The 24712-nt window shown below is 70.2% G+C and carries 23 protein-coding genes; 7 read left to right on the plus strand and 16 right to left on the minus strand.

Annotation, left to right across the window (positions count from 1 at the left end; translation table 11 throughout):
• Window positions 1-39: 39 nt before the first annotated feature.
• The gene (locus ABZ815_RS18405) at window positions 40-678 is read right to left on the minus strand and encodes a pyridoxamine 5'-phosphate oxidase family protein (RefSeq protein WP_357699243.1); all 639 of its coding nucleotides are present in this window, start codon (window positions 676-678) and stop codon (window positions 40-42) included.
• A gap of 71 nt (window positions 679-749) precedes the next feature.
• On the opposite strand from ABZ815_RS18405, the gene ABZ815_RS18410 reads away from it, so the two are divergent.
• Both ABZ815_RS18410 and ABZ815_RS18415 read left to right on the plus strand, forming a co-directional pair.
• On the plus strand, window positions 750-2144 hold the full coding sequence (locus tag ABZ815_RS18410) for a PLP-dependent aminotransferase family protein (protein ID WP_357699245.1): 1395 nt from the start codon (window positions 750-752) through the stop codon (window positions 2142-2144).
• A 41-nt stretch (window positions 2145-2185) separates the two neighbouring features.
• Window positions 2186-2905 (plus strand): hypothetical protein, encoded by a 720-nt coding sequence (locus ABZ815_RS18415; RefSeq protein ID WP_357699247.1) that lies wholly within the window; start codon window positions 2186-2188, stop codon window positions 2903-2905.
• On the opposite strand, the gene ABZ815_RS18420 is transcribed toward ABZ815_RS18415, so the two are convergent.
• Together ABZ815_RS18420 and ABZ815_RS18425 are read right to left on the minus strand one after the other, a co-directional pair.
• The gene (locus tag ABZ815_RS18420) at window positions 2877-4007 is read right to left on the minus strand and encodes a DegT/DnrJ/EryC1/StrS family aminotransferase (RefSeq protein WP_357699249.1); all 1131 of its coding nucleotides are present in this window, start codon (window positions 4005-4007) and stop codon (window positions 2877-2879) included. The two genes, ABZ815_RS18415 and ABZ815_RS18420, sit on opposite strands and share 29 nt — an antisense overlap.
• A complete protein-coding gene (locus ABZ815_RS18425) occupies window positions 4004-5086 on the minus strand; it encodes a GNAT family N-acetyltransferase (RefSeq protein ID WP_357699251.1) in 1083 nt (360 codons plus the stop codon). The genes ABZ815_RS18420 and ABZ815_RS18425 overlap by 4 nt, the downstream gene beginning before the upstream one ends.
• A gap of 157 nt (window positions 5087-5243) precedes the next feature.
• Here ABZ815_RS18425 and ABZ815_RS18430 point away from each other — a divergent pair, with 157 nt between their 5' ends.
• From ABZ815_RS18430 to ABZ815_RS18445, 4 genes are all read left to right on the plus strand, one after another.
• Window positions 5244-6281 carry a phosphotransferase family protein gene (locus ABZ815_RS18430; protein ID WP_357699253.1) on the plus strand — a complete coding sequence of 346 codons (1038 nt, stop codon included), beginning with the start codon at window positions 5244-5246 and terminating at the stop codon, window positions 6279-6281.
• A gap of 90 nt (window positions 6282-6371) precedes the next feature.
• Window positions 6372-7124, plus strand: a complete 753-nt coding sequence (locus ABZ815_RS18435; RefSeq protein WP_357699255.1) for an SDR family oxidoreductase — start codon at window positions 6372-6374, stop codon at window positions 7122-7124.
• 91 nt (window positions 7125-7215) lie between these two features.
• A complete protein-coding gene (locus tag ABZ815_RS18440) occupies window positions 7216-8616 on the plus strand; it encodes a xylan 1,4-beta-xylosidase (protein ID WP_357699257.1) in 1401 nt (466 codons plus the stop codon).
• 420 nt (window positions 8617-9036) lie between these two features.
• A complete protein-coding gene (locus tag ABZ815_RS18445; RefSeq protein WP_357699259.1) occupies window positions 9037-9819 on the plus strand; it encodes a methyltransferase domain-containing protein in 783 nt (260 codons plus the stop codon).
• Window positions 9820-9979: 160 nt separating this feature from the next.
• Here the strand turns inward: ABZ815_RS18445 and ABZ815_RS18450 are convergent, their stop codons facing one another.
• A complete protein-coding gene (locus ABZ815_RS18450) occupies window positions 9980-10558 on the minus strand; it encodes a TetR/AcrR family transcriptional regulator (RefSeq protein WP_357699261.1) in 579 nt (192 codons plus the stop codon).
• Between the two features lie 52 nt (window positions 10559-10610).
• Here ABZ815_RS18450 and ABZ815_RS18455 point away from each other — a divergent pair, with 52 nt between their 5' ends.
• The gene (locus ABZ815_RS18455) at window positions 10611-11075 is read left to right on the plus strand and encodes a DUF2867 domain-containing protein (RefSeq protein WP_357699263.1); all 465 of its coding nucleotides are present in this window, start codon (window positions 10611-10613) and stop codon (window positions 11073-11075) included.
• Here ABZ815_RS18455 and ABZ815_RS18460 read toward each other — a convergent pair.
• From ABZ815_RS18460 to ABZ815_RS18515, 12 genes are all read right to left on the minus strand, one after another.
• Complete coding sequence (locus ABZ815_RS18460) at window positions 11065-12039, minus strand: NAD(P)-dependent alcohol dehydrogenase (RefSeq protein ID WP_357699265.1); 975 nt, start codon at window positions 12037-12039, stop codon at window positions 11065-11067. The genes ABZ815_RS18455 and ABZ815_RS18460 overlap by 11 nt on opposite strands.
• 9 nt (window positions 12040-12048) lie before the next feature.
• Window positions 12049-12315: a hypothetical protein gene (locus ABZ815_RS18465; RefSeq protein WP_357699267.1), complete on the minus strand. Its 267-nt coding sequence runs from the start codon at window positions 12313-12315 to the stop codon at window positions 12049-12051.
• On the minus strand, window positions 12315-12653 hold the full coding sequence (locus ABZ815_RS18470; protein WP_357699269.1) for a winged helix-turn-helix domain-containing protein: 339 nt from the start codon (window positions 12651-12653) through the stop codon (window positions 12315-12317). The genes ABZ815_RS18465 and ABZ815_RS18470 overlap by 1 nt, the downstream gene beginning before the upstream one ends.
• 76 nt (window positions 12654-12729) lie before the next feature.
• Entirely contained in the window at window positions 12730-13935 is a 1206-nt protein-coding gene (locus ABZ815_RS18475) for a DUF418 domain-containing protein (RefSeq protein WP_357699271.1), read from the minus strand.
• 70 nt (window positions 13936-14005) lie between these two features.
• Window positions 14006-16249 carry a hypothetical protein gene (locus ABZ815_RS18480; protein ID WP_357699273.1) on the minus strand — a complete coding sequence of 748 codons (2244 nt, stop codon included), beginning with the start codon at window positions 16247-16249 and terminating at the stop codon, window positions 14006-14008.
• A 1094-nt stretch (window positions 16250-17343) separates the two neighbouring features.
• Window positions 17344-18660, minus strand: a complete 1317-nt coding sequence (locus ABZ815_RS18485; protein WP_357699274.1) for a hypothetical protein — start codon at window positions 18658-18660, stop codon at window positions 17344-17346.
• The gene (locus tag ABZ815_RS18490) at window positions 18653-19456 is read right to left on the minus strand and encodes a polysaccharide deacetylase family protein (RefSeq protein ID WP_357699276.1); all 804 of its coding nucleotides are present in this window, start codon (window positions 19454-19456) and stop codon (window positions 18653-18655) included. Before ABZ815_RS18490 ends, ABZ815_RS18485 begins: the two co-directional genes overlap by 8 nt.
• Window positions 19453-20394 (minus strand): glycosyltransferase family 2 protein, encoded by a 942-nt coding sequence (locus tag ABZ815_RS18495; RefSeq protein WP_357699278.1) that lies wholly within the window; start codon window positions 20392-20394, stop codon window positions 19453-19455. The genes ABZ815_RS18490 and ABZ815_RS18495 overlap by 4 nt, the downstream gene beginning before the upstream one ends.
• A gap of 11 nt (window positions 20395-20405) precedes the next feature.
• Window positions 20406-21239, minus strand: coding sequence for a glycosyltransferase family 2 protein (locus ABZ815_RS18500; protein ID WP_357699280.1), 834 nt, complete (start codon window positions 21237-21239; stop codon window positions 20406-20408).
• Window positions 21240-21386: 147 nt separating this feature from the next.
• The gene (locus ABZ815_RS18505; RefSeq protein WP_357699282.1) at window positions 21387-22517 is read right to left on the minus strand and encodes a GNAT family N-acetyltransferase; all 1131 of its coding nucleotides are present in this window, start codon (window positions 22515-22517) and stop codon (window positions 21387-21389) included.
• On the minus strand, window positions 22514-22882 hold the full coding sequence (locus ABZ815_RS18510) for a hypothetical protein (protein WP_357699284.1): 369 nt from the start codon (window positions 22880-22882) through the stop codon (window positions 22514-22516). Before ABZ815_RS18510 ends, ABZ815_RS18505 begins: the two co-directional genes overlap by 4 nt.
• Window positions 22883-23156: 274 nt before the next feature.
• Window positions 23157-24698, minus strand: coding sequence for a sigma-70 family RNA polymerase sigma factor (locus ABZ815_RS18515; RefSeq protein WP_357699286.1), 1542 nt, complete (start codon window positions 24696-24698; stop codon window positions 23157-23159).
• Window positions 24699-24712 lie beyond the last annotated feature (14 nt).

Raw genomic sequence — 24712 nt, forward strand, 5'->3', positions numbered from 1 at the left:
AAGGAGTCGGGTTTGCCAGGTGGTTCCGGAATTATGGAACTACTCCCGATGGAGGATGTGAACCGGTATATCGATACCTTCTGGAAGTGCCGGATCCGGTTGCGGTTCGCCCCAGGTCGTGACCAGCGGATGCACCCCGGCCCAGACCGGAAGCGCATAGTCCTCCTCGTCGTCCTCCGGAGCCCCCTGGCGGATCTTGACCGACGCCTCCGCCAGCGACAGGGCCAGCACGGCCGTGGCGGCCAGCTCCTTGCGCGTGGGCGGGCGGACGTAGTCCCACTGGCCGGGGGCGAGCTGCTCGGTGAGCGCCCGCAGCGCCGCCAGCCGCTCGTCGGGATCGGTGACCAGCCGGGCCCGGCCGTAGACGATCGCCGAACGGTAGTTGACGGAGTGGTTGAAGACCGAACGGGCCAGCACGATGCCGTCCACGTGGGTGACCGTGACGCACACCTCGTCGCCGTCGCCGGCCCGCAGCGACCGGGCGCCGGTGGAGCCGTGCAGGTAGAGGGTGTCGCCGATCCTGCCGTAGCCGGTGGGCACGACCATGGGACAGCCGTCGGCCAGCACGCCCAGGTGGCAGACAAGCCCGGCGTCGAGCACCTCGTAGAGGTCGTTCCTGTCGGTGCTGCCGCGGTGCTTCTCTCGGCCGAGGGTCGTGCGCGGGGTGGAGGAGAGCATGATTCGACGCTAGTCGCGAAGTGGACCTATCCTGTAGGGCCACTAACCGACCCTTCCTAGAGACCACTTCCGTGCGCACCAACGTTGACCTGCCCGTATCCCTGTCCCGCGGCTCGGCCGTGCCGCTGACCACCCAGCTCGCCGACTGGCTGCGCCGCGCCATGATGGGCGGCGCGCTCGCGCCGGGCGAGCGGTTGCCGTCCACGCGGGCGCTGGCCGACCAGCTCAAGGTCAGCCGGACGGTCGTCACCGAGGCGTACCAGCAGCTCTACGCCGAGGGCTGGCTGGAAGGGCGCCACGGGTCCGGCACGTTCGTGGCGGCCATGGAGTCGCACGTCCCGCCCCGCGAGAGCCCGTACGAGCCGGCGCCGCCCGCCCGCCGCCCCCAGGGGGAGTGGATCGACCTGCGTCCCGGCGACCCCTGGGTGCGCGACTACGACCGGGCCGCCTGGAAGCGGGCCTGGCGCAGGGCCGGCGAGCTGCCGCCCGGCGACTCGCCCGACCCCCACGGCCTGCCGCGCCTGCGCGAGCTGCTCGCCGACCACCTGCGCAGGGCCAGAGGCATGGCCGTCGGCCCGGAGAACGTCCTGGTCACCAGGGGCACCGGCAACGGCCTCGACCTGTGCGCGCTGGCCCTGCTGTCCGGCGGCGGACGCGCGGGCGTCGAGGACCCGGGCTACCACGTGGCCCGCACGGTGTTCGCGGCCAGGGGCGCCGAGGTCGTGCCCTGCCCGGTCGACGAGGACGGCGTGATCGTCGACGGCCTCCCGCGCGACCTGCGCGTCCTCTACACCACCCCGGCCCACCAGTACCCGCTGGGCGGCCGGCTGCCGATCCCGCGCAGGGAACGCCTGCTGTCCTGGGCCAGGAGCACCGGCGCCACGATCGTCGAGGACGACTACGACGGCGAGTTCCGCTACGACGTCGCCCCCCTGCCCGCCCTCTTCGGCCTCGACCCCACCCGCGTCGTGCTGCTCGGCAGCCTGTCCAAGACCCTCTCGCCCGACGTCGGCGTCGGCTGGCTGGTCGGCACGCCCGACCTGGTGAGCCGGATCGCCGCCGTCCGCGACATGATGTCCGACCGCACCAGCGGCCCGGTGCAGCACGCCGTCGCCACTCTCCTGGAACGCGGCGACCTCGACCGCCACCTGCGCAGGATGCGTCTGGAGTACGCCCGCCGCCGGGCCGCCATCGTGGAGATCCTCGGCCCGGTCTGCCGCCTGCGCGGCGACACCGCCGGTCTGCACGTGCTGGCCGAGCTGCCGGCGGGCGACGTCCAGGGGGTCGTCGACCGGGCCAGGGAGCGCGGCGTGCTGCTCGACCCCGCCGACCGCCACCACCACGACCGCGCCCGCCTGCACGGCCTGGTCCTCGGCTACGGCTCGGCCTCGCTCAGGGACGTCCGGCGCGGCTGCGCGGTGCTGGCCGGCCTGATCCGGGATGCTCAGGGCGGATTGAGTATCTGAGCGCTGGCGGCGGACGTCCCGCCGTCGGCAGGGTGGCGGGCATGAAACCCTGGCTCCTGCTGATCTCGTTGCTCGTCACGGCGGTCACCGCCTGGCTCGTGCTCCACGCGGGCGTGCCCCTGTCCACGTTGCTGTCGCTGGGCCTGGGCGCGGCCTGCCTGTTCTGGCTGGTCGTCCTGCTGACCTTCCCGTGGAACCTGTCCTTCGCCGCCCGGCAGGTGGTGCACGACATCGCGGTCTCCCGCGAGTCGGGCATCGAGGTCCCGGCCCACCGCGAGGAGGAGGCCAGGACGATCGCCCGCCGCATGCTCGTCCTCGCGGTCGCCGGGCACGTGGTCTCGGCCGTCGTGGTCGCGGTGGTGACGTTCTTCTCCGGCAGGCAGGTCGGCTACTACTTCGCCGGGTTCTACCTGCTGGCCACCGCGTTCCGGCCGGCCGGGGCCTACGTCGCGCACCTGCGCGAGCGGGTCAGGACCCTCGGCGGCGAGGTCCGCTACCCGCGCCTCGACGTGATCGCGCTGCGCGGCCAGGTCGAGACGCTGACCGCCGCCTCCGAACGGCTCGCCGGGCAGGTCGAGGAGCTCGGCGGCGAGCTCGCGGCCGCCAGGGCCGGTCTGGAGCAGGCCGACCACGACCTGGCCCGCCGCATCACGCTGATGGCCCGCCGCTTCGAGGAGACCGTGGACGGCCTGAACGACAACCAGGAGATCATCACTGGACTGCGCGCGTTCCTCAGGCTGGTTCGCGCGGACCCCGCGTAGGCGGCTCAAGAGTGCGCAGCACGGGCAGGGAACGGGACACGTACACCGGGTCGACGGGCAGCACGTGCCGGGCCCACCAGCGGGCGGGGCCCGGGTCCGGCGAGGCGTCGGTGAAGCCGGGGGCGTAGTCGTCGTACGGCGGGTCGTACAGGTAGCCGGTGGCCACCCCGCGGCGCTCCAGCTCGGCGACGGCCGCGTCCCGGTCGCGCACCAGCAGCGGGACGCGGAACAGCGGCTGGTCGAGGTTGTCCAGCACGGCGGGCGCCACCGTGGGCAGCTCGGCCAGCCGGGCGATCCCGGCCAGCCGCCGCGCCCGCTCGCCGGGCACCTTGGCCAGGCGCCTGGACTGGTACCAGCCGACCAGCCGCCCCCGCCGGGCGCGGTAGGCCGCCAGGTCGGCGCGTACCCACGGGTCGAACGGCGGCAGCGCGGGCACCTGCTTGAGCGCCAGCTCCAGCGCGTCGGCCTCCAGGGCGATGCGGTAGCCCTCGCGCTCCTCCTGCATGCCGAGGGCGCGCATGAGCGCGAGCGCGGGCCGTACGAGGCCGAGCCGGAGCGCCGCCTGCCGGGCCATGGACGTGGCGACGCTGACCAGGTCGGCGCGGAGCGCGCCGGGGACGAGCAGTTCGTCGCGGGCGCGTTCGAGCGCTTCGAGGTCGGCGCGGTCGGTCACGGCCAGCACGCCGCCCGAGCCCGCCCCCGGATGCTTGGACAGGCTGAACACCCCCGCCTGTCCGAACGTGCCCAGCGGACGCCCGCCGGGAGCGGTCTCCAGGGCGTGTGCCACATCCTCGATCAGGATTTTTCCCGCGAAGGCGGACACCTGGTCGGGCAGGCCGTACAGGTTCGTGGTCAGGACGGCGTCCACGGTGGACAGGTCGGCGCGGGAGACGTCGATGTTGCCGTCACGCGGGTTCAGCGGCGCGATCACCGGCCGCAGGCCGGCCGCCAGCACCAGGAAGAGGATCTCGTCGGCCGAGATCGGCGACATGAGCAGCCGCTGACCCGGCAGGCACCAGTGGCGCAGCGCGAGGTAGAGGCCGAGGCGGTTGGAGGGGAGCGACAGGCAGTGCCGTCCGGTGCGCTCCGCGATGAGTCTCACCCTTGTAGGACGGTACGCAGTCGCCCAAAGGTTTTCAACGCTTTGTCCGCGGTCTTGAGCAGCAGCGGGTTGGCCATCACCGTGGCGCGCGTCTTGCGCACCGGCACCCGCATCATCCAGTGGACCCCGGCCGCCACCCCGGCCCTGGCCACCCGGCCCTCGGCCACCTCGTACTGGCCGTTCTTCAGCTTGTCCTTGTACTCCTTCTCGCCCCGGCCCATGTCGATCACCTGGACGCCCGAGGCGGCGGCCGCCTCGGCCATCGCCAGGTGGTGGATGAGCCCGGGGGAGTACTTGGCGAACTGCGTGTCGTAGGCCGGGAACCAGCCGGCCAGCGTCGTACGGGTGCGCACCCCGAAGTGCCCGGCCACCGGCACGTCGTCGACGTAGACCATGTCGAGCACGCCTGCGAAGCCGTCGGATTGGGTCGCGAGCAGCCGCTCGACCAGCTCGACGATCCACCGCTGGGCGAACCGGTCGGTGCGCCCGGTACGCCGGTACTGGTCGGTCTTCCAGCCGAGCAGCGTCTGCAGCGGCCCGGGGTCGGTGATCGCGTAGTCGTGGCGCAGCGCGCCCGCCTCGCGTTGCAGCTTGCGCGACTTGGCCAGGGTCGACTTGTACGTCTTGCCGGACTGGGCCTTCAGCGTCTCGGTGTAGGGGCCGTAGCCGTCGCGCAGGTCGATGATCGGCGAGGGGTGCGTGGTGTGCCGCCCGTCGAGCAGCGGCTGGCCCGCGACCAGGTGGTCGAACTCGTAGACCGACAGCCCGCACGCCTTGATCAGGCGGTGCGGGTCGAGGTCGAACCCCTTGGCGTGGACCAGGCCCTGCGCGTCGGTGAGCCCCGCGGCGACCGGCTTGCCGATGCCCAGCGGATGGCGTTCGAAGGGGAAGAAGCCGACGATGTCCGGCCCGTCGTACAGGATGGCCACCCGGACAGGATCGCGCAGATCGCCCACCGTGACCGTGAACTCCGGGGACAGGAAGGGGTTGTCGAAGGCGGCGTCCGACTCCTGAAGGGCGCGCCATCGGCTGATCTCGGGCTGTCCCAATTCGCGAGGGTGGGCAACGGTGACGCGCATGGGCTCCTACTGTCGGCTTACCACGATCTGACCAGCATGCGGTCAGAGGTGTATGGCCAGATTAAAGGATGAGAATCCATGCCTGGGCTAGGCCGGGCCTACTGTTATGCAACTCTCAGCTGGCTTTCAGGACCGAGTGGCGTTCTAATGTGTTTCCATGACCGTACCAGGGATCGACTGGCCCCGGCTGGTCTCGTGGCTGGGCCTGAATGTGCCGGACGCGGGGGAGCCGCTGTCCGTCTCGCTGATCTCCGGAGGCAGGTCGAACCTGACCTACCTGGTGGAGGCGCGCGAGCGCCGGCTGGTGCTGCGCAGGCCGCCGCTGGGTCACGTGCTGCCCACCGCCCACGACATGCGGCGGGAGTGGCGGGTCATCTCCGCGCTCGCGCAGACGCCCGTCCCGGTGCCCGAGCCGGTCGCCTTCTGCGCCGACGAAGAGGTGGTCGGGGCGCCGTTCTACGTCATGGGGTACGTGCCGGGCGCCGCCGTCCAGACCAGGGCCGAGCTGGGCGAGCCGACGCCGGCCCAGACGCGGCGGCTGTCGGAGCGGCTGGCCGAGGTGCTGGCCGCCATCCACGCCGTGGACTACCGCGAGGTGGGCCTCGGCGACTTCGGCCGGCCCGAGGGGTACATGGCCCGGCAGCTCGACCGGTGGTGCCAGCAGTGGGAGCGGTCGAAGACCGCCGACCTGCCCGACTACGACAGCCTCGTACGGCGGCTGCGCGAGCGGCTGCCCGTCACGTCCGACAGCACGCTGGTGCACGGCGACTACCGGCTCGACAACACGCTGGTGCGCCTGGCGCCGCCGCCGGCCGAGATCGAGATCATGGCCGTGGTCGACTGGGAGATGTCCACGCTCGGCGACCCGCTGGCCGACCTGGGGCTGACGCTGACGTACTGGCACGATCGCGGGGACGACGAGCGGGCCCGCATCCCGGTGTCGGGGGACGTGACGGTGGCGCCGGGGTTCATGAACGCCGCCGAGTTCGCCGCCCACTACGGGAAAGTGTCAGGTCGCGATATTTCGGACCTTGGGTTCTATGTGGCCTTTGGCAATTTCAAGCTCGCGGTCATCGTGGAGGGTATCCACGCCCGGTTCAAGCAGGGTAAGACCGTGGGGGAGGGGTTCGACCGCATCGGTGCGGCCGTTCCGACGCTGATCTCCCGCGCCCATCGCATGCTCGACCAGCCCTGACCTTCCGCGTCCATCGCGATGCCCGACCAGTCCCGACCTTCCGCGCCCATCGCAATGCTCGACCAGCCGCGACCCTCGCATAGGAGCGTTATGAGCACAGTTGCACTCATCACCGGAGCGGCGAGCGGCATCGGCGCCGCGGTGGCCCGGCGGTTGTCGTCGGGCGGCGCGAAGTGCGTCCTCGTCGATCGTGACGCCGAGGGGGTCGAGCGGCTGGCCAAGGAGGTCGAGGGCGCGTGGCTGGCCGCCGACGTCAGCAACGAGGAAGCCTCGCTGGAGGCCGTCGCGCTCGCCGAGCAGCGGTACGGCCGCCTCGACCTGGTGCACCTCAACGCCGGCATCTCCGGCGGCGTCGACCTCGCGGACTTCGACCTGGACCGCTACCGCGCGATCGTCGGCGTGAACGTGGACGGCGTCGTCTTCGGCGTGCGCGCCAGCGTGCCGCTGCTGACCAGGTCGGGCGGCGGCGCGATCGTGGCCACGTCCTCGCTGGCCGGGCTGGTGGCCTTCGCCGGCGACCCGATCTACACGATGACCAAGCACGCCGTCGTCGGACTCGTCCGGGCGCTGGCCGAGCCGCTGTCCCAGCAGAACATCCGGATCAACGCCGTCTGCCCCGGATTCACCGACACTCCGCTGGTGGCCGCCGCGCGGGAGATGTTCGTGAACGCCGGATTCCCGCTGCTCACGGCCGAGGACGTCGCCGCCGCCGTCGAGTCGGCCTTCTACGCCGAGACGCCGGGCACCCTTCTCGTCGTGCAGCCGGGTAGGCAGCCGGTGCCGTACCGTTACTCGGGGGTTCCCGGGCCCGCGGGCGGTCAGCGGCCACCCGCTTCCGACTGACGTCAAGTCTGCTGCAAGCGGGACGATTACCGTCATAAGGGCTGGGCACTGCCCGGTTCTTGATACGTTGCGTGATGGTAAGGAGCGTTCCGTGATTCCCAGCGACGGCAGACACGCGCGCAGACGGTCGCCATGGCCGATCGCCCTCGGGGCGGGCATCCTCGCGGTCGTGCTCGTCGTCGGCATCATGATCTACGCGGGCGTCCGGTCGAGCTCGCGCGTGGGCGACAAGGGCTACAAGGGCGGCGAGGTGGCCGAGGTCGGGCCGACCCAGGCCCCGCCGCAGCTCGAACAGCCGCCCGTGCTCCAGAACTGGCCCCGCTGGGGCGTCACGCACACGCAGTACAGCACGGAGACCGAGCCGCGGCAGGTCGTCGAGCAGGCCAGGGGCATGCTGGGACGGGTGCCGATGCTGCAGAACCAGCACATCATGGGCTGGGGGGTGGGCAACCCCGAACCGAGCCCCGGCCAGTTCAGCTTCCGCGACCTCGACCGGCGGCTGACGTTCATGGCGTCGTCGCGGGCCGTGCCGGTGATCACCCTGTGCTGCGCGCCCGACTGGATGAAGGGCGGGCAGCCCGGACGTACCGACTGGAGCAAGAACCACACCGTCGCTCCCAAACCAGAGCATTTCGACGACTACGCCAAGCTGGCCGCGCGGGTGGCCAGGCAGTACCCGACCGTCAAGTACTACATGGTGTGGAACGAGTTCAAGGGCTTCTGGGACCCGTCGACCAACCGGTGGGACGCCGAGGGGTACACGCAGCTGTACAACAAGGTCTACACGGCGTTGAAGAAGGTGGACCCGCAGATCAAGGTGGGCGGGCCGTACATGCCGATCGAGAGCGGCTCGGGCGACGGCGCCTCCGAGCTGAAGGGCCCGTGGGGAACCGTCGACCAGCGGGCGCTCGACGCGATCGAGTACTGGATCCAGAACAAGAAGGGCGCCGACTTCGTCGTCGTGGACGGCGCCTCCATGACGACCGACAAGGGGAACGTTCCCGACGACTTCGGCGCGCTCGGCAAGTTCAGCGCGATCACCACGTGGCTGCGGCAGAAGAGCGACGACCTGCCCGTCTGGTGGGCCGAGTGGTACGTCGAGCCGGAGAACTCCGGGTGGAGCGAGGAACGGCGCACGGCCGTGCAGGCGGCGGCGCTGATGGAGTTCGCCAGGAGCGGCGTCACCACGGCCCTGTACTGGAACCCGCAGGTGAAGGGCTCCGGTGACTGCCCCGGCTGCTTGTGGGCTCCCGGGCGGGGGGACGAGATGCCGATGGCGGGGCTGCTGAGCGGGTTCACCCGGTGGTTCCCGGCGGGGGCGCGGCTCGACGGGGCGGTGACGTCGTCCGATCCCAAAGTGAAGGTGCTGGCGCAGGAGCAGCAGGTCGTCATGGTGAACACGTCCGATCGGGAGGTCACGGCCACGGTGGACGGCAGGACGGTGACGCTGGGGGCGTACGAGATCAAGTGGGCCGGCAGAGGCGGCACCTGACGACCTCCCCCACCGGGTGGGCCTGCTGGAGAGGGTGCCTTCGGCGCCTGTGGTCCGCCCGGCCCGTTGCCTGGTTACCGGCTGGGCCTGCTGGAGCCCACCCGAGAGGGGGGCCCTCGGCCCTCTGGGTTGATGCGTGTCGTTGCGTGGCTACCGGGTGGGCCTGCGGAGAGCCTTGCGCCTCAGGTCAAGAGCGACCGACTACCGCCACCACAGGACGAACCGGTCGAACCGGTCGAACGCTCTGGCGTGGCGTACTGACGCTGCGAACACGACGACCCGCCGCCCGAGTTCGCGCCACGGCCCCCCAACCAGCCGTCCGCCCGGCACGGTCCACCACTCCGCTGATCCAGGCATACGGGAACGTAGAGTGGTGCTCCATAAGCTGAAAGTGACCGACTTGTGATGCCGGGGGCCGTGATGACCGACAGCAGCAACGCCGAGCCGCCCATCGTGCACCTTCTCGACCCGATGAGCGCGGCCTACGACGCCGCCTTCGCCACCTTCCTGGCCCACACCGACCAGAAGATCCGGGCCCGCGAGGAACTGGGCCGGATCGTGGACCGGCTGCCCCACCGCCGTACGCTCATCGACGCCGGTGCGGGGACGGGCGAGACCACCGCCTGGCTGGCCCCCAGCTTCGAGCGGACCATCGCCATCGAGCCCAACGAGCACCTCCGGGCGGAACTGGTCAGGCGGTGTCCTGAGGCCACCGTCCTCGGCCAGGGGGTTGCCGTCGCCGATCCGGGGGAGTCGGCCGACCTCGTGTTGTGTGCGCACGTCCTGTACTACATGCCGCAGGAGTCCTGGCTGCATCAGCTCCAGCGGCTGGCCTCCTGGACCGCCGAGGGCGGCTTCACCGTGGTCGTCATGCAGAACCCCGACAGCGACTGCATGCGACTGCTGCGGCGTTTCACCGGGCATCGCTACGACCTGGACGCGCTCGGACGCGCCTTCGCCGCCACCGCCGGCGCCGAATGGGAGATCGGCATCAGCACGGACCCGGCCTCCGTCACCATGCCCGACCTGGAAACCGCCCTGGCCGTCGCGCAGTTCATGCTCAACGTGGTCCCGCTGGCGCAGCCGCCCGTCGTGGACGAGGTCGCCGCCTACCTCCAGGAGCACTTCCGCACCCCGGACGGCTACCGCCTGAGCTGCGACCAGGACTTCCTGGAACTACAACGCAACGGCCCAGACACCTGACCGGCCCGTACGCCTGACCGGCCCGTACGCCTGACCGGCCCGTACGCCTGACCGGCCCGGACACCGACCGGCCCGACATCGTGAACGGCCCAGGGGCTTGAGCGGCCGGACCATCCGAGCGGCCCGGACACCCGAGCAGGCCGCTCGCGCCCGAACCCCCTCAGCCGACCTGGGCGTGCGGCGGTGTGACGGCCATCGTGAAGGCGGTCTCCGTGAGGAGCGCGTGATCGAAGGAGATGTGCGGCCGCGTGCCGCGTTCGAGCTGCTGCAACCCGAGCACCACCGCCAGCGCGAGCAGCGCGCGCCGTTCCGCCTCCTCCGCGCCGAAGCCCAGCTCCACCAGGAGCCCGGCGACGAAGTCGACGCGGCGGCGGGTGACCCGGGTGACGACGTCGGCGACGCCCTCCTGTTCGGCGTCGAGGTAGAGGCGGCTCTCGCCGCCGCGCCGCCCGGCGCGGGCCGCGACCGTGCCGAACAGGGCGCGCAGCCGGGCGCGTGGCTCGGCCTCGGCGGAGGCGGCCGCGATGATGTGCTCGGTCTCCTCGGCCTCCCAGCGTTCCATGACGGCCCGGACGAGCGCGCCGCGGTCGGCGTGGTGCCAGTAGAAGGAGCCCTTGGTGGTGCCGAGGTCGCGGGCGACGGCCTCGACCCGCACCGAGTCCAGTCCGATCTTGGTGAAACGCGCGTACGCGGCGTCCACCCACTGTTCCGCCGTGATCCTGCGGCCCCCTTGCGCCATTTGCCATACGGTACCGTATAGTCCTGACCATACGGCACCGTATGGAGGCGTCATGAGAACACCCGTCTACTGGTCGTCCGCCCTGGAGGACATCCCCGCGCCCGACTACGCCGACATGATCGTCGGCGTGCTGCCGCCCCGCGCGACCGACGATCCGCGGGACTGGGCGAAGACCATCTTCTCGATCAGGTCGATGCCCCGCTGGATCACCGCGGCCATGGGGCTGCGGCAGGCGATCGTGCCGCTGATCGGCATCCCGCGCGCGCCGCGCGACGTCTTCCGGGTCGGCCGCGTCGAGGGGGACGAGGCGCTGATCGCGGCCGACGACCGGCATCTCGACTTCCGCTGTGGCGTGGGGGTCGACCGGGAGGCCCGGCTCGTGCGGGTCACGACCACGGTCCGGCTGAAGGGGTGGCGCGGCCGGCTCTACTTCTGGCCGGTACGCCTGGTGCACCCGATCGTCGTCCGGGCCATGCTCCGCTCCGCCCAGCGCCGCCTGGGAGCGCCTAGAGGGTGACGACGACCTTGCCCGTGGCGTGGCCCTGCTCGACGTGGGCGATGGCCTGCGGCACCTCGTCCAGCCGGTACGTCCGGCTGACGACCGGGACGACCTCGCCCGCCTCGACGAGCCCGCGTACGGTGGCCAGCGCGTCCCGGTCCTCGGCCGTGACGAAGTTGACCAGGCGCTGCCGGACGAACGGCTTGGCCGCGAGCACGCGCAGGATGCGCCCGGACGGCCCGAGGAAGGCCCCGCCGCCGGAGCCCGAGTTGGGGATGTAGGTGCCGGTGCGGGTGAGGACGCGCAGGCAGTCCGACAGGGGCCGGTCGCCGACGTTGTCAAGGATGAGGTCGTAGCGGCCGGTGTGGTGGGCGAAGTCCTGCCTGGTGTAGTCGATGATCTCGTCTGCCCCCAGGGACGCCACCAGCTCCGCCTTGCCGCCGCTGCACACGCCCGTCACCTCGGCGCCCAGCGCCTTGGCGATCTGCACCGCGAATGTCCCCACCCCGCCCGCCGCGCCGATGACCAGCACCTTCTGTCCCGGTTTGACCTCGCCTCTGGTGGCCAGGGCCTCGTAGGCGGTCAGCGCCGCCGACGGCACGGCCGCCGCCTGCTCGTACGTCGTACCGGCCGGCTTGGTCAGCAGCGCCTTGTCCTGCGGGACGGCGACGTACTCGGCGAAGGCGCCCTGGCAGTGGCCGAACACCTCGTCGCCGATCTTCAGCCGGGTGACGTTGCGGCCGGTCGCCTCGACCTGCCCGGCCAGGTCCATGCCGAGCCCGCCGAACCTCGGCCGGCGCAACCCGGAGACGGCCCGCATGACGTACGGCAGGCCGCGCACGTAGTGCCAGTCGCCGGGGTTGACGGCCGCCGCCCGCACCCGGACCAGCACGTCGTCGTCGCCGACCGCGGGCGGGTCGACCTCTCGCAGCTCGATGACGGTATCGGGCGGCCCGTAGGCGGCGTAACGGATGGCCTTCATGGCACGCTCCTACTCGACGGTTCTCAGGATCTGCTCGATCGACGCCGTACGGGCGCGCAGCTCGGCCAGGTCGGCGGCCGAGCGCTGCTGGGCGTCGAGGGTGTTCTCGGCGAGCTGCTCGAACCGGTGCACCAGCCGACGCAGATCGTCCTTCTGCATGGCCTCCAGCTTCGCCTTGCGGAAGTCGAAGAGGCCGACGATGACCAGGCAGATCAGGAAGCCGGTCACGAGCAGCACGCCGAGGATGAAGATCACCTCGGGCCAGGCGGTGGGCATCAGGGGCGCTCCTTGGGCTCCGGGTCGGGCGCGGTGAGGGTCTTGGCCGCCTCGGCCAGCGCCGCGGCGGTGAGGTGGAGGTCGAAGTCGGTGACTTCGTAGTACTTCATGGCCTTGCCGTCCTCGGAGAGCTCCAGCGTGCCGACGATCAGGCCGGCCGCTTCGAGCCGCCGCAGGTGCATGTGGAGGAGCGGACGGCTGACGCCGATCTCGCGGGCCAGATGGCTCACGTAGTCGCGGCCGGCGGACAGGGTCGCGAGGATGCGCACCCGCAGGGGGTTGGCCAGCGCCGCCAGCATCTCGACCAGTTCGTCACCGGTCGGCCCGGCATCGGTCATGATTTCCCGTCACGTGAAAGGTTTTCCTTACACGTCCGAGCGTACCTCGCCCAAGGACGGTTTGGACAGACGAGTTTCAGGCGATCTGCGCGGAGCCGCGGGCCTTGCGCCGCTCGCTCGTGGGCCTGCGCCAGTATGTGAGGAAGCGCAGCACCCACTCCACCGGCCCGTACCGGTGTCCCTTGAGCCACCAGTGGCTGTAGAGCACCTGGACGACGAAGATGGCCAGCGCGATCAGCACCTCGACGGCCGGGCTGACCCGGTCCACGAGGGCCAGGCCGTAGCCGGTGAAGATCAGTGAACAGATCAGCGACTGGCCCAGGTAATTCGACAGGGCCATGCGTCCGGGAGCGGCCAGGGCCCGGCCCACCCGCGGCAGGTACGGCAGCACCCGCAGGAACGTGGCCGCGTACGCGGCGGCCAGCAGCGGCGCGGTCACCAGGTCCACGGCCTCGCCCAGGAACTTGTTCACCGTGCCGTTCCAGGCAGACTGCGTGTAGACGAAGGCGCCGGCCAGGCCGACCGTGAACCCGGTCCACTGCAACCTGCGCAGCGCCACCTTGTGCGCCGACAGGTTCCGCAACACGCCCAGCTTGCCGACGGCCAGCCCGATCAGGCACGCGGCCAGCACCGCCGGCCCCTGGAACAGCACGCGCAGCAGGACGATCAGCGACAGCTTGCGCATGTGCTCGGAGATGATCTGCCAGAACACCCCGCCGAGCGCGGTGTCGGACCTGGCGGCCTCGGCGGTGCCCTCGGCGACCGTGCCGGACGCGTCGAGGCCGACCATCGCCAGCAGGGCCAGCATCAGGAACCCGAACGCCAGCATCAGGGTCAGCAGCCCGGCCAGCACGATCGCGGTCTTGGGGCCGATCCTGCGCAGCACCAGCAGCGCGATCCCGACGAACGCGTACGTCGTCAGGATGTCGCCGGGGAACAGCAGCACCGCGTGGGCCAGGCCGATCAGCAGCAGCCCGGCCAGGCGGCGCAGGAACATCGGCACGAACGTCCGCCCCTGCCGTACGGCCGAGTCGAGCTGGAGCGTGAAGCTGTAGCCGAACAGGAAGGAGAACAGCAGGTAGAACTTGTTCTCCATGAACAGCGTCACGAGCCAGCGCGTGACCCAGTCGAGCGAGGAGTCGAAGCCGGGCTCCGCCATCCCGGCCATCCGGTAGCCGGAGGCCAGGAAGGCGATGTTGACGACGAGGATCCCCAGCAGGGAGAAGCCGCGCAGGGCGTCTACAGAAGTGATCCTCGCAGCCGCGAGTCGTGCGTCGGGCATGGCGGGAAGTGTCTCCTGTGTCCTCATCAGGCGTACATCATCCCGCAAAACCTTAGCGTTTCCTGTGAATTCAGTTATTTAGTGCTATGTGGATGAATCTCTCAATGATCACTGCTATAGAGATCAAAAACGCCGGGATGGCCAGGAACATCAGCCCTCTGCGTGCCCGTCGCGCCCGGTTCGGCCCGTTCAGCCCGATGACCTCGTAGCCGAACAGCGCCACCCAGGTCACGACCAGCGCCCCGATGCCGACGGGCGTCCACGGTGAGGTGGGGTCGCCACGGCCCTTGTAGGGGTTCGGATCGGGGATCTCCGTCCCCTTCACGAACTTCTTCCACGTGTAGAGCGCGGCGTCCTCGTTGGAGAAGACCTTCTTCAGGTCGGGCGAGGTGTCCAGCGCGGCCCGGAACCGCTGCCCCCAGTCCTCGGGGAAGCCCTCGTTGAGCTGCAGGTAGCTGACCTGCCCACGGCTCACCATCAGGTACGAGTTGCGCGGCTGCTCCTTCAGCTTCGCCACCGCGTCGGCGATCTGCGTCGGGTCCTTGTGCACCAGCGCCTGCACGCCGAAGTTGACCAGCTCGACGTCCCGTTCGCCCCACGGCATGGTGGGCGTGACCTCCTGGCCCTCCTTGGGCACCAGGTAGAGCACCTTGGCGCTCGGCTTGTCGTGGTCGTACACGTAGTGCATGGCGGCCACCTCACCGGTGGTGACCCGCTCGAACTTCTCGTTGCCGTACCGGGCCAGCAGGAACGCGAACGCGAACAGCACCGCGAAGCAGGCCGCGAGCACGACCGAGAGCTTCCTGGTCAGTTCGGGGTTGAAGCGCACGTTCCGCCTGCGCAGCGGCACGGTCTCCTCGCGCACGTCGGCGCTGTCGGCCGGCAGGTTCGGGAAGAACGCGTACGCGGCCAGCAGGCAGGAGCCCGGCAGCGCGAACATGTAGATGCGCAGGCCGATCTCGCCGCCGTAGCTCTGCAGCCCCAGCGCCAGCACCGGCACGCACAGCAGGATCAGCGCGGACCGGTCGAACACCCCGCGCCGCAGCCGCCGGAACAGCCCGGCCGCCGCCAGCGACAGGATGACCCCGAGGATGCCGAGCCGTGCCTGCAACACCAGCGCGTGCGCGGGGTCGCTGCCCTCGACGCGGTCGGAGGTGGCGCTGCCGATGTTCTGCCAGATCTTGCCCAGACCGCCGAAGATCGCGTCGATCTGACCCGCCCAGAACCCCACGGTCATGTAGCTGATCCACGCCAGCGTCACGAGCCCGAGGAAGAACGGCATCGCCCACGTCAGCGAGGTGCGCTTGAAGATCAGGAACGCCGTCACCACGCCCATCATCATGAACGGCGTGATCTGGTGCGAGGCCACCGACGCGAAGAACAGCGCCAGCAGCATCAGCAGCATCAGCAGCTTGTCGGCCCGGTAGGTGCCGGTGTTCACGATCTCGCCGGGCGTCATCGCGTCGAGCTTGCCGAGCAGCTTGCGCAGCCCCTTGGGCGGCACCGGCTTCGTGCGCGGCTCCACCCGTCCGAACCACCGCAACAGGATCGCCACGAACGCCAGATAAAGGGCGAACGTGAACCCTTGTGGCGAGAAGTAGTCCTGCCCGATCCACTGCACGAGGATGAACAGCAGCGCCGCGAACCAGCGGGCCCGCGTCGTCGCCACCACCTGACGCAGGATCAGGACGAACGGGAGCAGATAGAGCAGGTTCGACAGCAGCGGCGTCCATTGCAGGATCGTCGTCATGTCGGTGATGCCGGCGGCCTTGGTGACGAACGCGAACAACGCGAAGAAGCCCGGCCAGCCCATGCGGGCGTCGATGCTGATCGCGGTCTCGCCCGTTCTGGAGATGAACTCCACGAAACCGGCATGGATGTACGCCGTGGGGAAACGCGGCTCGCTGGCCACCAGCGCGCCCGCGCCGTGCAGGGCGAACGTGATGGCGGCGATCTGGAACAGCAGCAGGAACTTGCGGTCGGTGCTCTGGGCGACCGTGACGAAGAACGACGCGATCATGATCAGGATGGCGATGAACGCCGTCGTGGGCAGCGCCGAGATCAGGCCCAGGCCGTTGATGTTCGCCGGGTCCACACCCCGCAGCGGGCCCGGGGGCACGCGCAGGGCGAGGATGTACATGAGCAGGCCCTCAAGCACGAGGACGACGGGCAACCACTTGGGCGCGCTCGCGATCAGCGCCCCGACCCGCCCCCCGGCGACCCTGCCCTTCTGCCCCGCCGCGACGGGCGTGCCTGCGGCAACCTGGCCCTTACCTGCGGGTACGTCGACCCGCTCGACAACCGGAGCCCCCACAACCGCAACCCCCGGCCCCCCGGCAACACCGCCACGGGAAGCACCCCCCTCGGCGGCACCACCCCCGGAAGCACCGCCGGCGGAAGCGCCACCGGAGGCACCACTCCCGGGAGCGCCACCAGCGGAAGCGCCACCAGCCGGGCCACCATTAGCCGCACCGGCACCGGCGGCACCGGCAACGGTCGTCCTGGAACCGGGCGCGCGGAAGGCGACGGTCCGGCCGTCAGCCTCTCCGGCCTCAGGCCCTTCACCCTCAGCCTCGCCATCACGGCCGACCTCGCCGGCAGCACCACCGGCACCGGCGACCTTGGCGCCGGCCTCACCGGCACCGGTCCCACTGGCGCTGGTCCTACTGGCGTTCGTCGCCTCGGGGCTCGCCCCACCAGGTCGGCCCGCCGTGGAACCGGCTCCCTCGGAACCGGCACCAGCGCCGGACGCGCCTTCGCCCGTCACGTCGGCGGTACCCGCACGGCCCGCTCCCGCACCGGCCGCACCGGCGCCCTTGGGGGCCGTCGAGCCGGGGTGTGCGGCCGTCTCCGAACCCGCCGTGCCTTCGCCGGACGCCTCGGGAGCCGGACTCTTGGCACCCCCGGAGGCGGGGGCCTGAGAGGGCTCCGCGGTCGGCATGGGCATGGTCCCAGCCGCCGCCGACCCCTTCGAGGCCGAAGCCGGACCACCCGACGCCGCCCCCGCCGGGGACGGGTCCGGTGCGTGCGGCGCCCTGGCGGTGAACGCGTTGGGCCCGGAAGTCTGCGCCTCCAGGCCACGCTCCGCGAACGCCTGCGGTGGCCCGGAAGAGGGCTCGTCAGCCGTGGGAGGGTGGCCGATGTGCACGTTCCCGGGGATGCGGAAGGCCGTCGTCGTGTCGGCGTTCACTTCGGCAGAGGAATCAGCCGAATCCGAATCCGAGGAGCCGGCGGCGTCCTCGTCGGACGCGCCCTCCTGGCCGCCGTCGAACGTCAGCCGCGGGATCACCCCCGTGGCCTCCGGATCGAAGGGTGCCTCTGTCTCATCACCGGCGTCCTTGCGAACGTCGGAAGAGCCGGTTTTCCCCTTAGTCATGCCATCGCCGTCCCGTTGCCTCACGTTGACCATCATGCGGCCCCGGACGACCCCTGAGTGACAGTCGGCTGCCCAGTTTCACCAAAATTGAGTATTTTGCGTAGATTTCCGAAGATCAAAAGTGCTACCAGCAGCTCACTGAAGAGCAGTCCGTAGCCGACGGCGTTCACCCCGAAGCTGGGGAACAGCGCCACCGTGGACACCAGCACCAGCACCGCCAGCCCGATCTGCACCAGCGCCAGCGTGCGCGCGTGACTCTGTGCCCGCAGCGCGCTCAGGTACACCTCGATCAGCACCCGCGGCAGCACCGCCAGCGCCATCAGCCGCAGCAGCGTGGACCCCTCGTCGGCGAACTCGGCGCCGAAGACGGTCAGGATCAGCGGCGCCCCGATGATCGCGACCACGATGATCGGCGTCACGATCATGAAGCCGCGCCGCAGCGCCCGCCGGCAGTTCAGGGCCAGTTTGGAACGATCGAAGGACCCCTCGACCGTCAGCGACACCGCCATGTTCATGGCCAGCAGCTCGATCATGCTGGCCAGGGTGTGGGCCATCGAGAAGCGCCCGAACGTGGCCTCGCCCACCTTGGTCGCCACGACCACGGGCACCAGGTAGACGATCGCCAGGATCGACAGCGTCCCGGGGAAGTCACCGGCCAGGAACCGGCCGATCTGCCGCAGCCGGGGCGGTTCGTGGGCGGCGCCGAGGCTCTTGACGTGCCGGGGCACCACGACGCCGAAGATCAGCCAGTTGACCGGGATGAGCGCGAGCGCGGTCGGGATCATCCACGAGACGAAGATCCCGCCGTCGGGCAGCGCACTGGCCAGCGCGACCAGCAGGCCCATCTTGACCAGCCCGAACACCAGGTTGTTGACCGGCACCCAGGTGGCCTTGCGCAACCCGGTGAGCACGACGTCCTGGAGCGTGAAGACGGCCCACACCAGCACCGAGGCGAGGAAGAACAGCCCTGGCCCGAAGCCGGCCAGCACCGAGTACGTCTTCCCCCACAGCGGCAGCGTCAGCAGGAAGCCGAGCGCCGCGACCCCGCCCGTGGCGGCGGCCAGGCCGTAGCCGCGCAGGATGAGCTCGGGGGTACGCCGCCCGGCCACCGGCAGGAAGCGGGCCAGCGCGCCCACGAAGCCGAGCGCGGTCAGCGACGCGAACAGCCGCATCGCGGTGATCACCGCCTGGCCGCGCCCGAACTCCTCGGGGGTGTAGAAGTGCGCCGCCAGCAGCCAGTAGCCCATGCCGAGGGTGCCCGTGACGACCGTGTTGGCCATCAGGGCGTAACCCTGGCGGAAGAGCGGATTGCTGAGGTCGCGGAGGATCTTTTCCCGCAGGCTAGACATTTCCGCGCACCCGCTGCAGCCCGTACCTCGTCCGCCGGACGACCGCGTACCCCTTGGTGAGGATGCGTTCGCGCAGGTAGATGAGAGGTACGGCGTTGCCTTCGACGGCGCGTCTGAACATGCTGATGGTCGTCGGCTTGCCGACCGTCAGCCGGGGGATGGCGAGCATGTCGTGGCGGTCGGCCGCGATCGTGTTGCTCACGGCGCAGGCGGCGAAGTAGCCGGCCTTGCGCACCTCGTGGCGGACCCGGGCGCTGGAGTAGCCATAGGGGTAGGCCATGGTGGCGACCGGCGCGCCGATCTTCTCCTCCAGCAGGCCCTTGTTCCTGCGCAGCTCCTGCCGCAGTTCGTCGGTGCGGAGCTGGTCGAGCTGCGGGTGGCTGTGGCTGTGGCCGCCGATCTCGATGCCGTTCTGGGCGGCCTCGCGGGCCTGGCCCCACGACAGCATGTCGTCGAGCGGACGGCCCGCCGCGTCCTTGCCCGCGTCGGACACCCAGCCGCTGGTCAGGAAGACCGTGGCCGGGAAGTTGTAGCGGTCGAGCAGGGGCAGCGCCTGGCTGTGGAAGTCGGCGTAGCCGTCGTCGAAGGTCAGGACGATCGGCTTCTCCGGCACCGTACGGCCGTCGATCTTGTTCAGCGCGGCCACCAGGTCGCCCAGCGTGAGCGGGGTGAACCCGCTCTCCGACAGGTAGGCGAGCTGCTCGGCCAGGTCGGACGGCCGCACGGCGTGCGGGCGCGTGTCGTCGTTGGGGGTGTCGCTGACCGAGTGGTACATCAGGATCGGAATGCGGATCATGAGCGTGCCGCCTTCAGCCTTGCCGTGCCCACCACGTAACCCCAGGTCGTCCAGGCCAGGCCGACGACGATCGCCGCGGCCCTGCCGAGCCCGGACAGGTCGCCGCGCAGGGCGTCGCCCACCCCGCGAAGCGCGCCGAGCGGCAGCGTCTTCATGGCGTGGGCGCGCTCGCTGGCCAGCCCGTCCTGGGTGCCGACCTCCCGCGTGACCAGGGCCTTCGACAGGCCCTCCGCGTAGCACCTGGACCTGAAGTAGGCGAAGCCCTCGCGCTGCCTGGAGACCTTGTGCCCGATGACCGCGCGGGGCTCGAACAACATCACCGAGCCCGGCTTGCGCTGGCTCAGCCTGATGCAGAACTCGGTCTCCTCGCAGCCCAGCGGGCGCGACTTGCGGCCCTGCACGCTGCGGCCGATGCCGCTGTGGAAGCCGCCGACCTCGGCGACGACCTCGCGCAGGAAGGCGGCGTTTCCGCCCATGACGTTGCGGATCGGTGCACGTACCGCGGGCATGCCGCGGTACGTGCACCCGACCGTCCAGTCGAACTCGTACGGGAACCAGCGGGGCCGGCGCTTGGACGCCCACAACGGGTCGGTACGCCCGCCCACGCCCACCACACCGGATTCCTGGAAGCCCTCCTCCAAAGCCTCCAGCCACCCCGCTTCGGCGACCGCGTCGTCGTCGAGAAACGCGACGATCTCACCGGTGGCCGTGGCCACGCCGGTGTTCTTGCCGCCGGACAACCCCTGCTCGTGCGTGTTCTCCACCACAATGGCCTGTGGATAGGTGCGCTTGAGCTTCAGGTGCAGGTCCGGATTGTGGTCGACCACCAGGATCAGCTCGTGTGCCGGGCGGCTCTGGTTCTCGACCGACTCGACTGCCTGCCTGATGTCCTCCCAGCGCTCTTCTGTGTAGACGCAGATGACAACAGACGTGTTCACAACGGTTCCTCTTACGCGACGCCTCGGTCAGCGGCGGGAGTGGCGGTGGGCTCAGGCTGAGGGGCGGAGGGCTGGCGACGCCACTCCTTCAGGATCGTCTTGAGCACACGGAAGCCATCTCGTACGGCACGCAGGTTGCTCTCGCCATGAATGCGGTTGCGCTCGTGGCTGGGCACCTCGTGCACCTTCAGCCCGGCCTTGGCCGCGCGCACGTTCATCAGGGTCTCGACCTCGAAGCCGTCGCAGTCGAGGTCGAGCACGTCGAGGTGACGCGCCCAGAACGCGTTGTAGCCGTAGCACAGGTCGGTGTAGCTGGTCTTGTACATCACGTTGACGATGCCGGTGAGGACCTTGTTGCCCAGGCGCCGGTTGAGCGTCAGGTCGTCGCTGCCGCCACCGGCGGCGTAGCGCGAACCCTTGACGAAGTCGGCCCCGGTCACGAGGGCGCCCACGAACGAGATGATCTCGCGGCCGTCCGTCGAGCCGTCGGCGTCGATCATGACGATGATGTCGCTGGTGCACGCGGCGAAGCCGGCGGACAGGGCGTCGCCCTTGCCCTTGCCGGTCTGCGTGACGATTTTCACGTTGGGCCGCAGGCGCTTGGCGACCTCGACGGTGTCGTCGACGGAGTTGCCGTCGACGAGCACGATCTCGTCGACCCACTGGGGGATCGTCGCGAAGACGTGCGGGAGGTTCTCGGCCTCGTTCATCGCCGGTACGACCACGCTCACCGTCGGGGAAATGGCCAGGTGAGGGGTGACCGGCGTGAAGCTGGAAGGCGGAGGCATGGAACGCAAGGGCGACTTCTGGGCCTTGCCGTTGTGCTTGGTGATCTCGGGACTCATGGCGAGGGATATCCTTCCGGGACCCGGCCCTGCTCACCGCCCGGAGTCATCCCCGGGTGCTGCGGGAATGGCGGAGCCGTCGAGCGGTGCACTATGGGTCCTGTGGAGTGAGGGTGTGCTGGTGCCGGGGGGTGGTGCCAGGAGCGCTCAGCTCGCTCCCGTTGGTTCCTTGACTACATTGGGTGACTCCTGTTGCTGCTGCATCGAGGTGCGCACCCGACCAAAGCCCTTGAGGACGCGGTCGGCCGCCCTATAAAGAGACGGTCGATCCATCACGATTGTTCGAGCTTTGTTGAAAGGAGTTCGGCCCATCCAGTGGACGGCCGCTGTCGCGGACGGTCGTGAGATGCGGCCTTCGGCGACGTACAGGACCCCGCTCTTGAGCCAGTCTTTGTACTCCTTGCCGCCCTTGCCCATGTCGACCATGTGCATCCCGTCGTTCGCGGCGGCCTCGGCCATCTGCAGGTGATGGACGATGCCGGGCGAGTACCGGGCGTACTCGGTGTCGTAGGCGGGGAACCACCCTACAAGGGTCGTGGCGGTACGGAGGCCGAAATGCCCAGCGACGGGCACGTCCCCGGCATAAAGCATGGTGAGGATGCCCGAGAAATCCGATGATTTCTCGGCATGCATCATGTCGATCAGTTCGACGATCCACGGCTGCGCGAACCGGTCGACCCGGCCGGTGCGCCGGTACTGGTCGGACTTCCAGGTCAGCAGCGTGCGCAGGACCTCGGGGTCGGTCGCGTTCCACTCGAAGCGCAGCCCGCCCTGCTCCCGGCCGAACTTGCGCTCCTTGTAGCGGACGGTCTTGAGGTTCTTGGGAGAGTTGACCTTGACCTGCTCCAGCCATGAGTCGAAGCCGGAGGTGAAGTCCATCACGGGGGCCGGGCGCACGTCGGCCTCGTACGGGGCGAACGTCGGCTGGCCGGCGACCAGGTGGTCGAAGTCGAAGACGCTGAGCTTGCAGGCGCGCAGCAGGTCCTTCGCGTCGAGCCGCAGGTCAGGCACGGCGATCAGGCCGTGGCAGGTGGTGAGGAAGCCGCCGAGCGGTTTCCCGATGCCGAAGCTGTGCCGTTCGTACGGGAAGAACCCGGCGATGCGGTTGCCGTCGGAGATGACCGCCACGCGCACGTAGTCGCGCAGCCGGTCCATCGCGACCGCGAACTCGACCGAAAGGAACGGGTTGTCCAGACTCGGGTCGGCCTTCTGGAGCTCGCGCCATCGGGCGCGTTCGGAGTCTCCGAGGTCTCTCGGGCGCACTACCTGGATGTTCACCTTGCCCTGGCCCCCTGTTCGGTCTGCATGTTCTTCCCCCGGTACAACACGCGAAGCACGTACATGAACCCTCCGAGCACGGCGACCGTCGCGACCCCGGCTCTGGGCGACCATGCGTTGAACAGCAGCATGGCTTCGGCGAGGAGCACGTTCAGGACGAGGCTGGCCGCGGCTCCTACTGATAGTGCGGCAAGCGGGTCACGATCGCGCAACAGTCCCACGACCGCCGCCCCCGGAACCACGAGAAGGAACAAGGAGATCAAGAACGGGCGCAGCGGGGTGTCGAGGTCGAACAAGGCGACCACGGCCCCCGCTATGCAGGCGAGTGCCAGCAGCCATGCCAGCGCTCTGCGGTGCTTGAGCATCTCCTGTTTCTCTCCTGCTCTTTCTGGTTAAGACATGGTTGATCCACTTTCATGGGACCAATCCGGGTCCGGACACGTCAATGCCGACGCTTGGAGAGCCGCATAGGTTCACCGGCATGGCGAAGTTCTTCATGTGACTTCCGCCACGTGACATGGTGACTCCGGGTTTCCAGGCGTGTTCCCCAAGCTAACCAGAATGCCCTATGTGGCCTATGATGTTCGAGCCAGGGTCCTGTTTATCCCGTTATGTCCGCTCTAGCTGGGAGGCTGTTCGTCACCCTTGTGGTGCCGCGTCCACATTCGACGACTGGTCCTCGCTCGGCAGCTCGGACGGCTCGGGGGTGGCCGGCGGGTCGGTCTGCGGAGCGCGGTCGGCGTTCCAGGCCAGCGAGCAGGTGGCGGCACCGCCGTTCGAGGTGAACGCGACCCGGCCGCGGCCCGCGGCGCTCGGGTCCAGGACGGTCACCCAGATCGACACCGAGCGTCCCGCCTTGACCGAACCGCTGGCCGGGAACACGTCCAGGCCCTGTGACGCGGTCGCCGTCCAGGAGACCGCGGCGTTGCGGGCGCGCAGCCCGATCTTGGCGGCGCCCGCGATCGAGCCGGGGCACGACGTGCCGAGCCGGGCGACCGGCACCGGCCTGCGGCGGACCACCGTGGGCGCGGCCGGCCCGCGACTGGGCCGCCGGGCGGACGGCCGGGCCGTGGGCGTGGCGGCCGGGGACGTCTCCGGCCCGCCGTCGCTCGGCGTGGGCTCGGGCGTCAGGTCGTCGTCCGGCTCCGGCTCGGGGTCAGGCTCGGGTGTGACCGCCGGCTCGACGGAGGAGAGGGCGGGCGTGGGCGTCACGGTGAGCGCCGTCTGCGCGGTGTCGCCGCCGTTCATCACGACCACCGCCCCGGTCGCGGCCAGCACGCACGCCCCGGCCAGCACCACCGGCCCGAGACGGCGCGGACGGCGGCGGCGCGAGCGCCGCTCGGCCACCACCGGGAAGCCGGCCCTGTCGAAGCTGTCGCCGCGGTCGGTGATCAGCGTCCTGGTCTGGTCGCGTTCGGGATTGACGCAGGTGTCGATCACCCGGCGGCGCAGCGAGATCGGCGGGAACTCGACCGGCACCAGGTCGAGCAGCCGCGACGCCGAGATCTGCCGGTGCTTGCCCTCGGTGCACACCTCGCACCCGGCGATGTGCCCCGACAGCCGCCGCCGCAGCAACGGGGTGAGCGGCCCCTCCCACGAATCCACCATCGCCGACAGATCCGGGCAGTGCGCGCGGCCCGTCTTCGCCAGGACGACCGCCGCGGCGGCGTTCTCCAGCTGGTCGCGGGCCCGGCCGAGCCGCGTGGCGGCCTGACGGGAGGTCAGCCCCAGCACCGAGGCGACCTCGACCGGCGTCAGGCCGTGACGCACCGACAGCTCGACGATCTCGCGCTCGTTCCCGCTCAGCTCGGCCAGCGTCTCGCGGACCAGCTCGGCCAGCTCGGAGTCGGGCTGCCCGGCCGGCGGCGTCCGCGGCACGCCCCCGGCGGGCGTGCCGCGATGCGCCATCCTGGCCCGGACCTGGAACCTGGTCAGCGCGTACAGCCAGGGGCGCAGGCGGCCGGCCTCCTTCAGCCGCTCCACGCAACCCTGCGCGGTCACCAGGGCGTCGTGCACGGCGTCCGCGGCCGCCTCCCGGTCGCCGATCAGCGAGAAGGCGTAGTCGTGGAGCCGTTCGCCGTAGGAGTCGTACAGGTCGGCGGGGGCGTCGGTGTCGGCCCGTCGCAGGGCGTCGACCAGCTCTTGATCGTCGGCGCGGCCGACCGTCGGCCATCCAGGCACGGATTCCCCTCCCC

The organism is Nonomuraea sp. NPDC047529, from assembly GCF_040642995.1.
In the GTDB taxonomy this organism is placed as follows: Bacteria; Actinomycetota; Actinomycetes; order Streptosporangiales; family Streptosporangiaceae; genus Nonomuraea.

Coding starts and splice junctions, on each gene's coding strand:
- ABZ815_RS18490 (WP_357699276.1), bottom strand. CDS start 19,456: ATGATCCGCATTCCGATCCTGATGTACCACTCGGTCAGCGACACCCCC.
- ABZ815_RS18450 (WP_357699261.1), bottom strand. CDS start 10,558: ATGGCGCAAGGGGGCCGCAGGATCACGGCGGAACAGTGGGTGGACGCC.
- ABZ815_RS18435 (WP_357699255.1), top strand. CDS start 6,372: ATGAGCACAGTTGCACTCATCACCGGAGCGGCGAGCGGCATCGGCGCC.
- ABZ815_RS18425 (WP_357699251.1), bottom strand. CDS start 5,086: ATGCGCGTCACCGTTGCCCACCCTCGCGAATTGGGACAGCCCGAGATC.
- ABZ815_RS18510 (WP_357699284.1), bottom strand. CDS start 22,882: ATGCTCAAGCACCGCAGAGCGCTGGCATGGCTGCTGGCACTCGCCTGC.
- ABZ815_RS18405 (WP_357699243.1), bottom strand. CDS start 678: ATGCTCTCCTCCACCCCGCGCACGACCCTCGGCCGAGAGAAGCACCGC.
- ABZ815_RS18455 (WP_357699263.1), top strand. CDS start 10,611: ATGAGAACACCCGTCTACTGGTCGTCCGCCCTGGAGGACATCCCCGCG.
- ABZ815_RS18415 (WP_357699247.1), top strand. CDS start 2,186: ATGAAACCCTGGCTCCTGCTGATCTCGTTGCTCGTCACGGCGGTCACC.
- ABZ815_RS18465 (WP_357699267.1), bottom strand. CDS start 12,315: ATGCCCACCGCCTGGCCCGAGGTGATCTTCATCCTCGGCGTGCTGCTC.
- ABZ815_RS18485 (WP_357699274.1), bottom strand. CDS start 18,660: ATGTCTAGCCTGCGGGAAAAGATCCTCCGCGACCTCAGCAATCCGCTC.
- ABZ815_RS18470 (WP_357699269.1), bottom strand. CDS start 12,653: ATGACCGATGCCGGGCCGACCGGTGACGAACTGGTCGAGATGCTGGCG.
- ABZ815_RS18500 (WP_357699280.1), bottom strand. CDS start 21,239: ATGAGTCCCGAGATCACCAAGCACAACGGCAAGGCCCAGAAGTCGCCC.
- ABZ815_RS18430 (WP_357699253.1), top strand. CDS start 5,244: ATGACCGTACCAGGGATCGACTGGCCCCGGCTGGTCTCGTGGCTGGGC.
- ABZ815_RS18445 (WP_357699259.1), top strand. CDS start 9,037: ATGACCGACAGCAGCAACGCCGAGCCGCCCATCGTGCACCTTCTCGAC.
- ABZ815_RS18460 (WP_357699265.1), bottom strand. CDS start 12,039: ATGAAGGCCATCCGTTACGCCGCCTACGGGCCGCCCGATACCGTCATC.
- ABZ815_RS18475 (WP_357699271.1), bottom strand. CDS start 13,935: ATGCCCGACGCACGACTCGCGGCTGCGAGGATCACTTCTGTAGACGCC.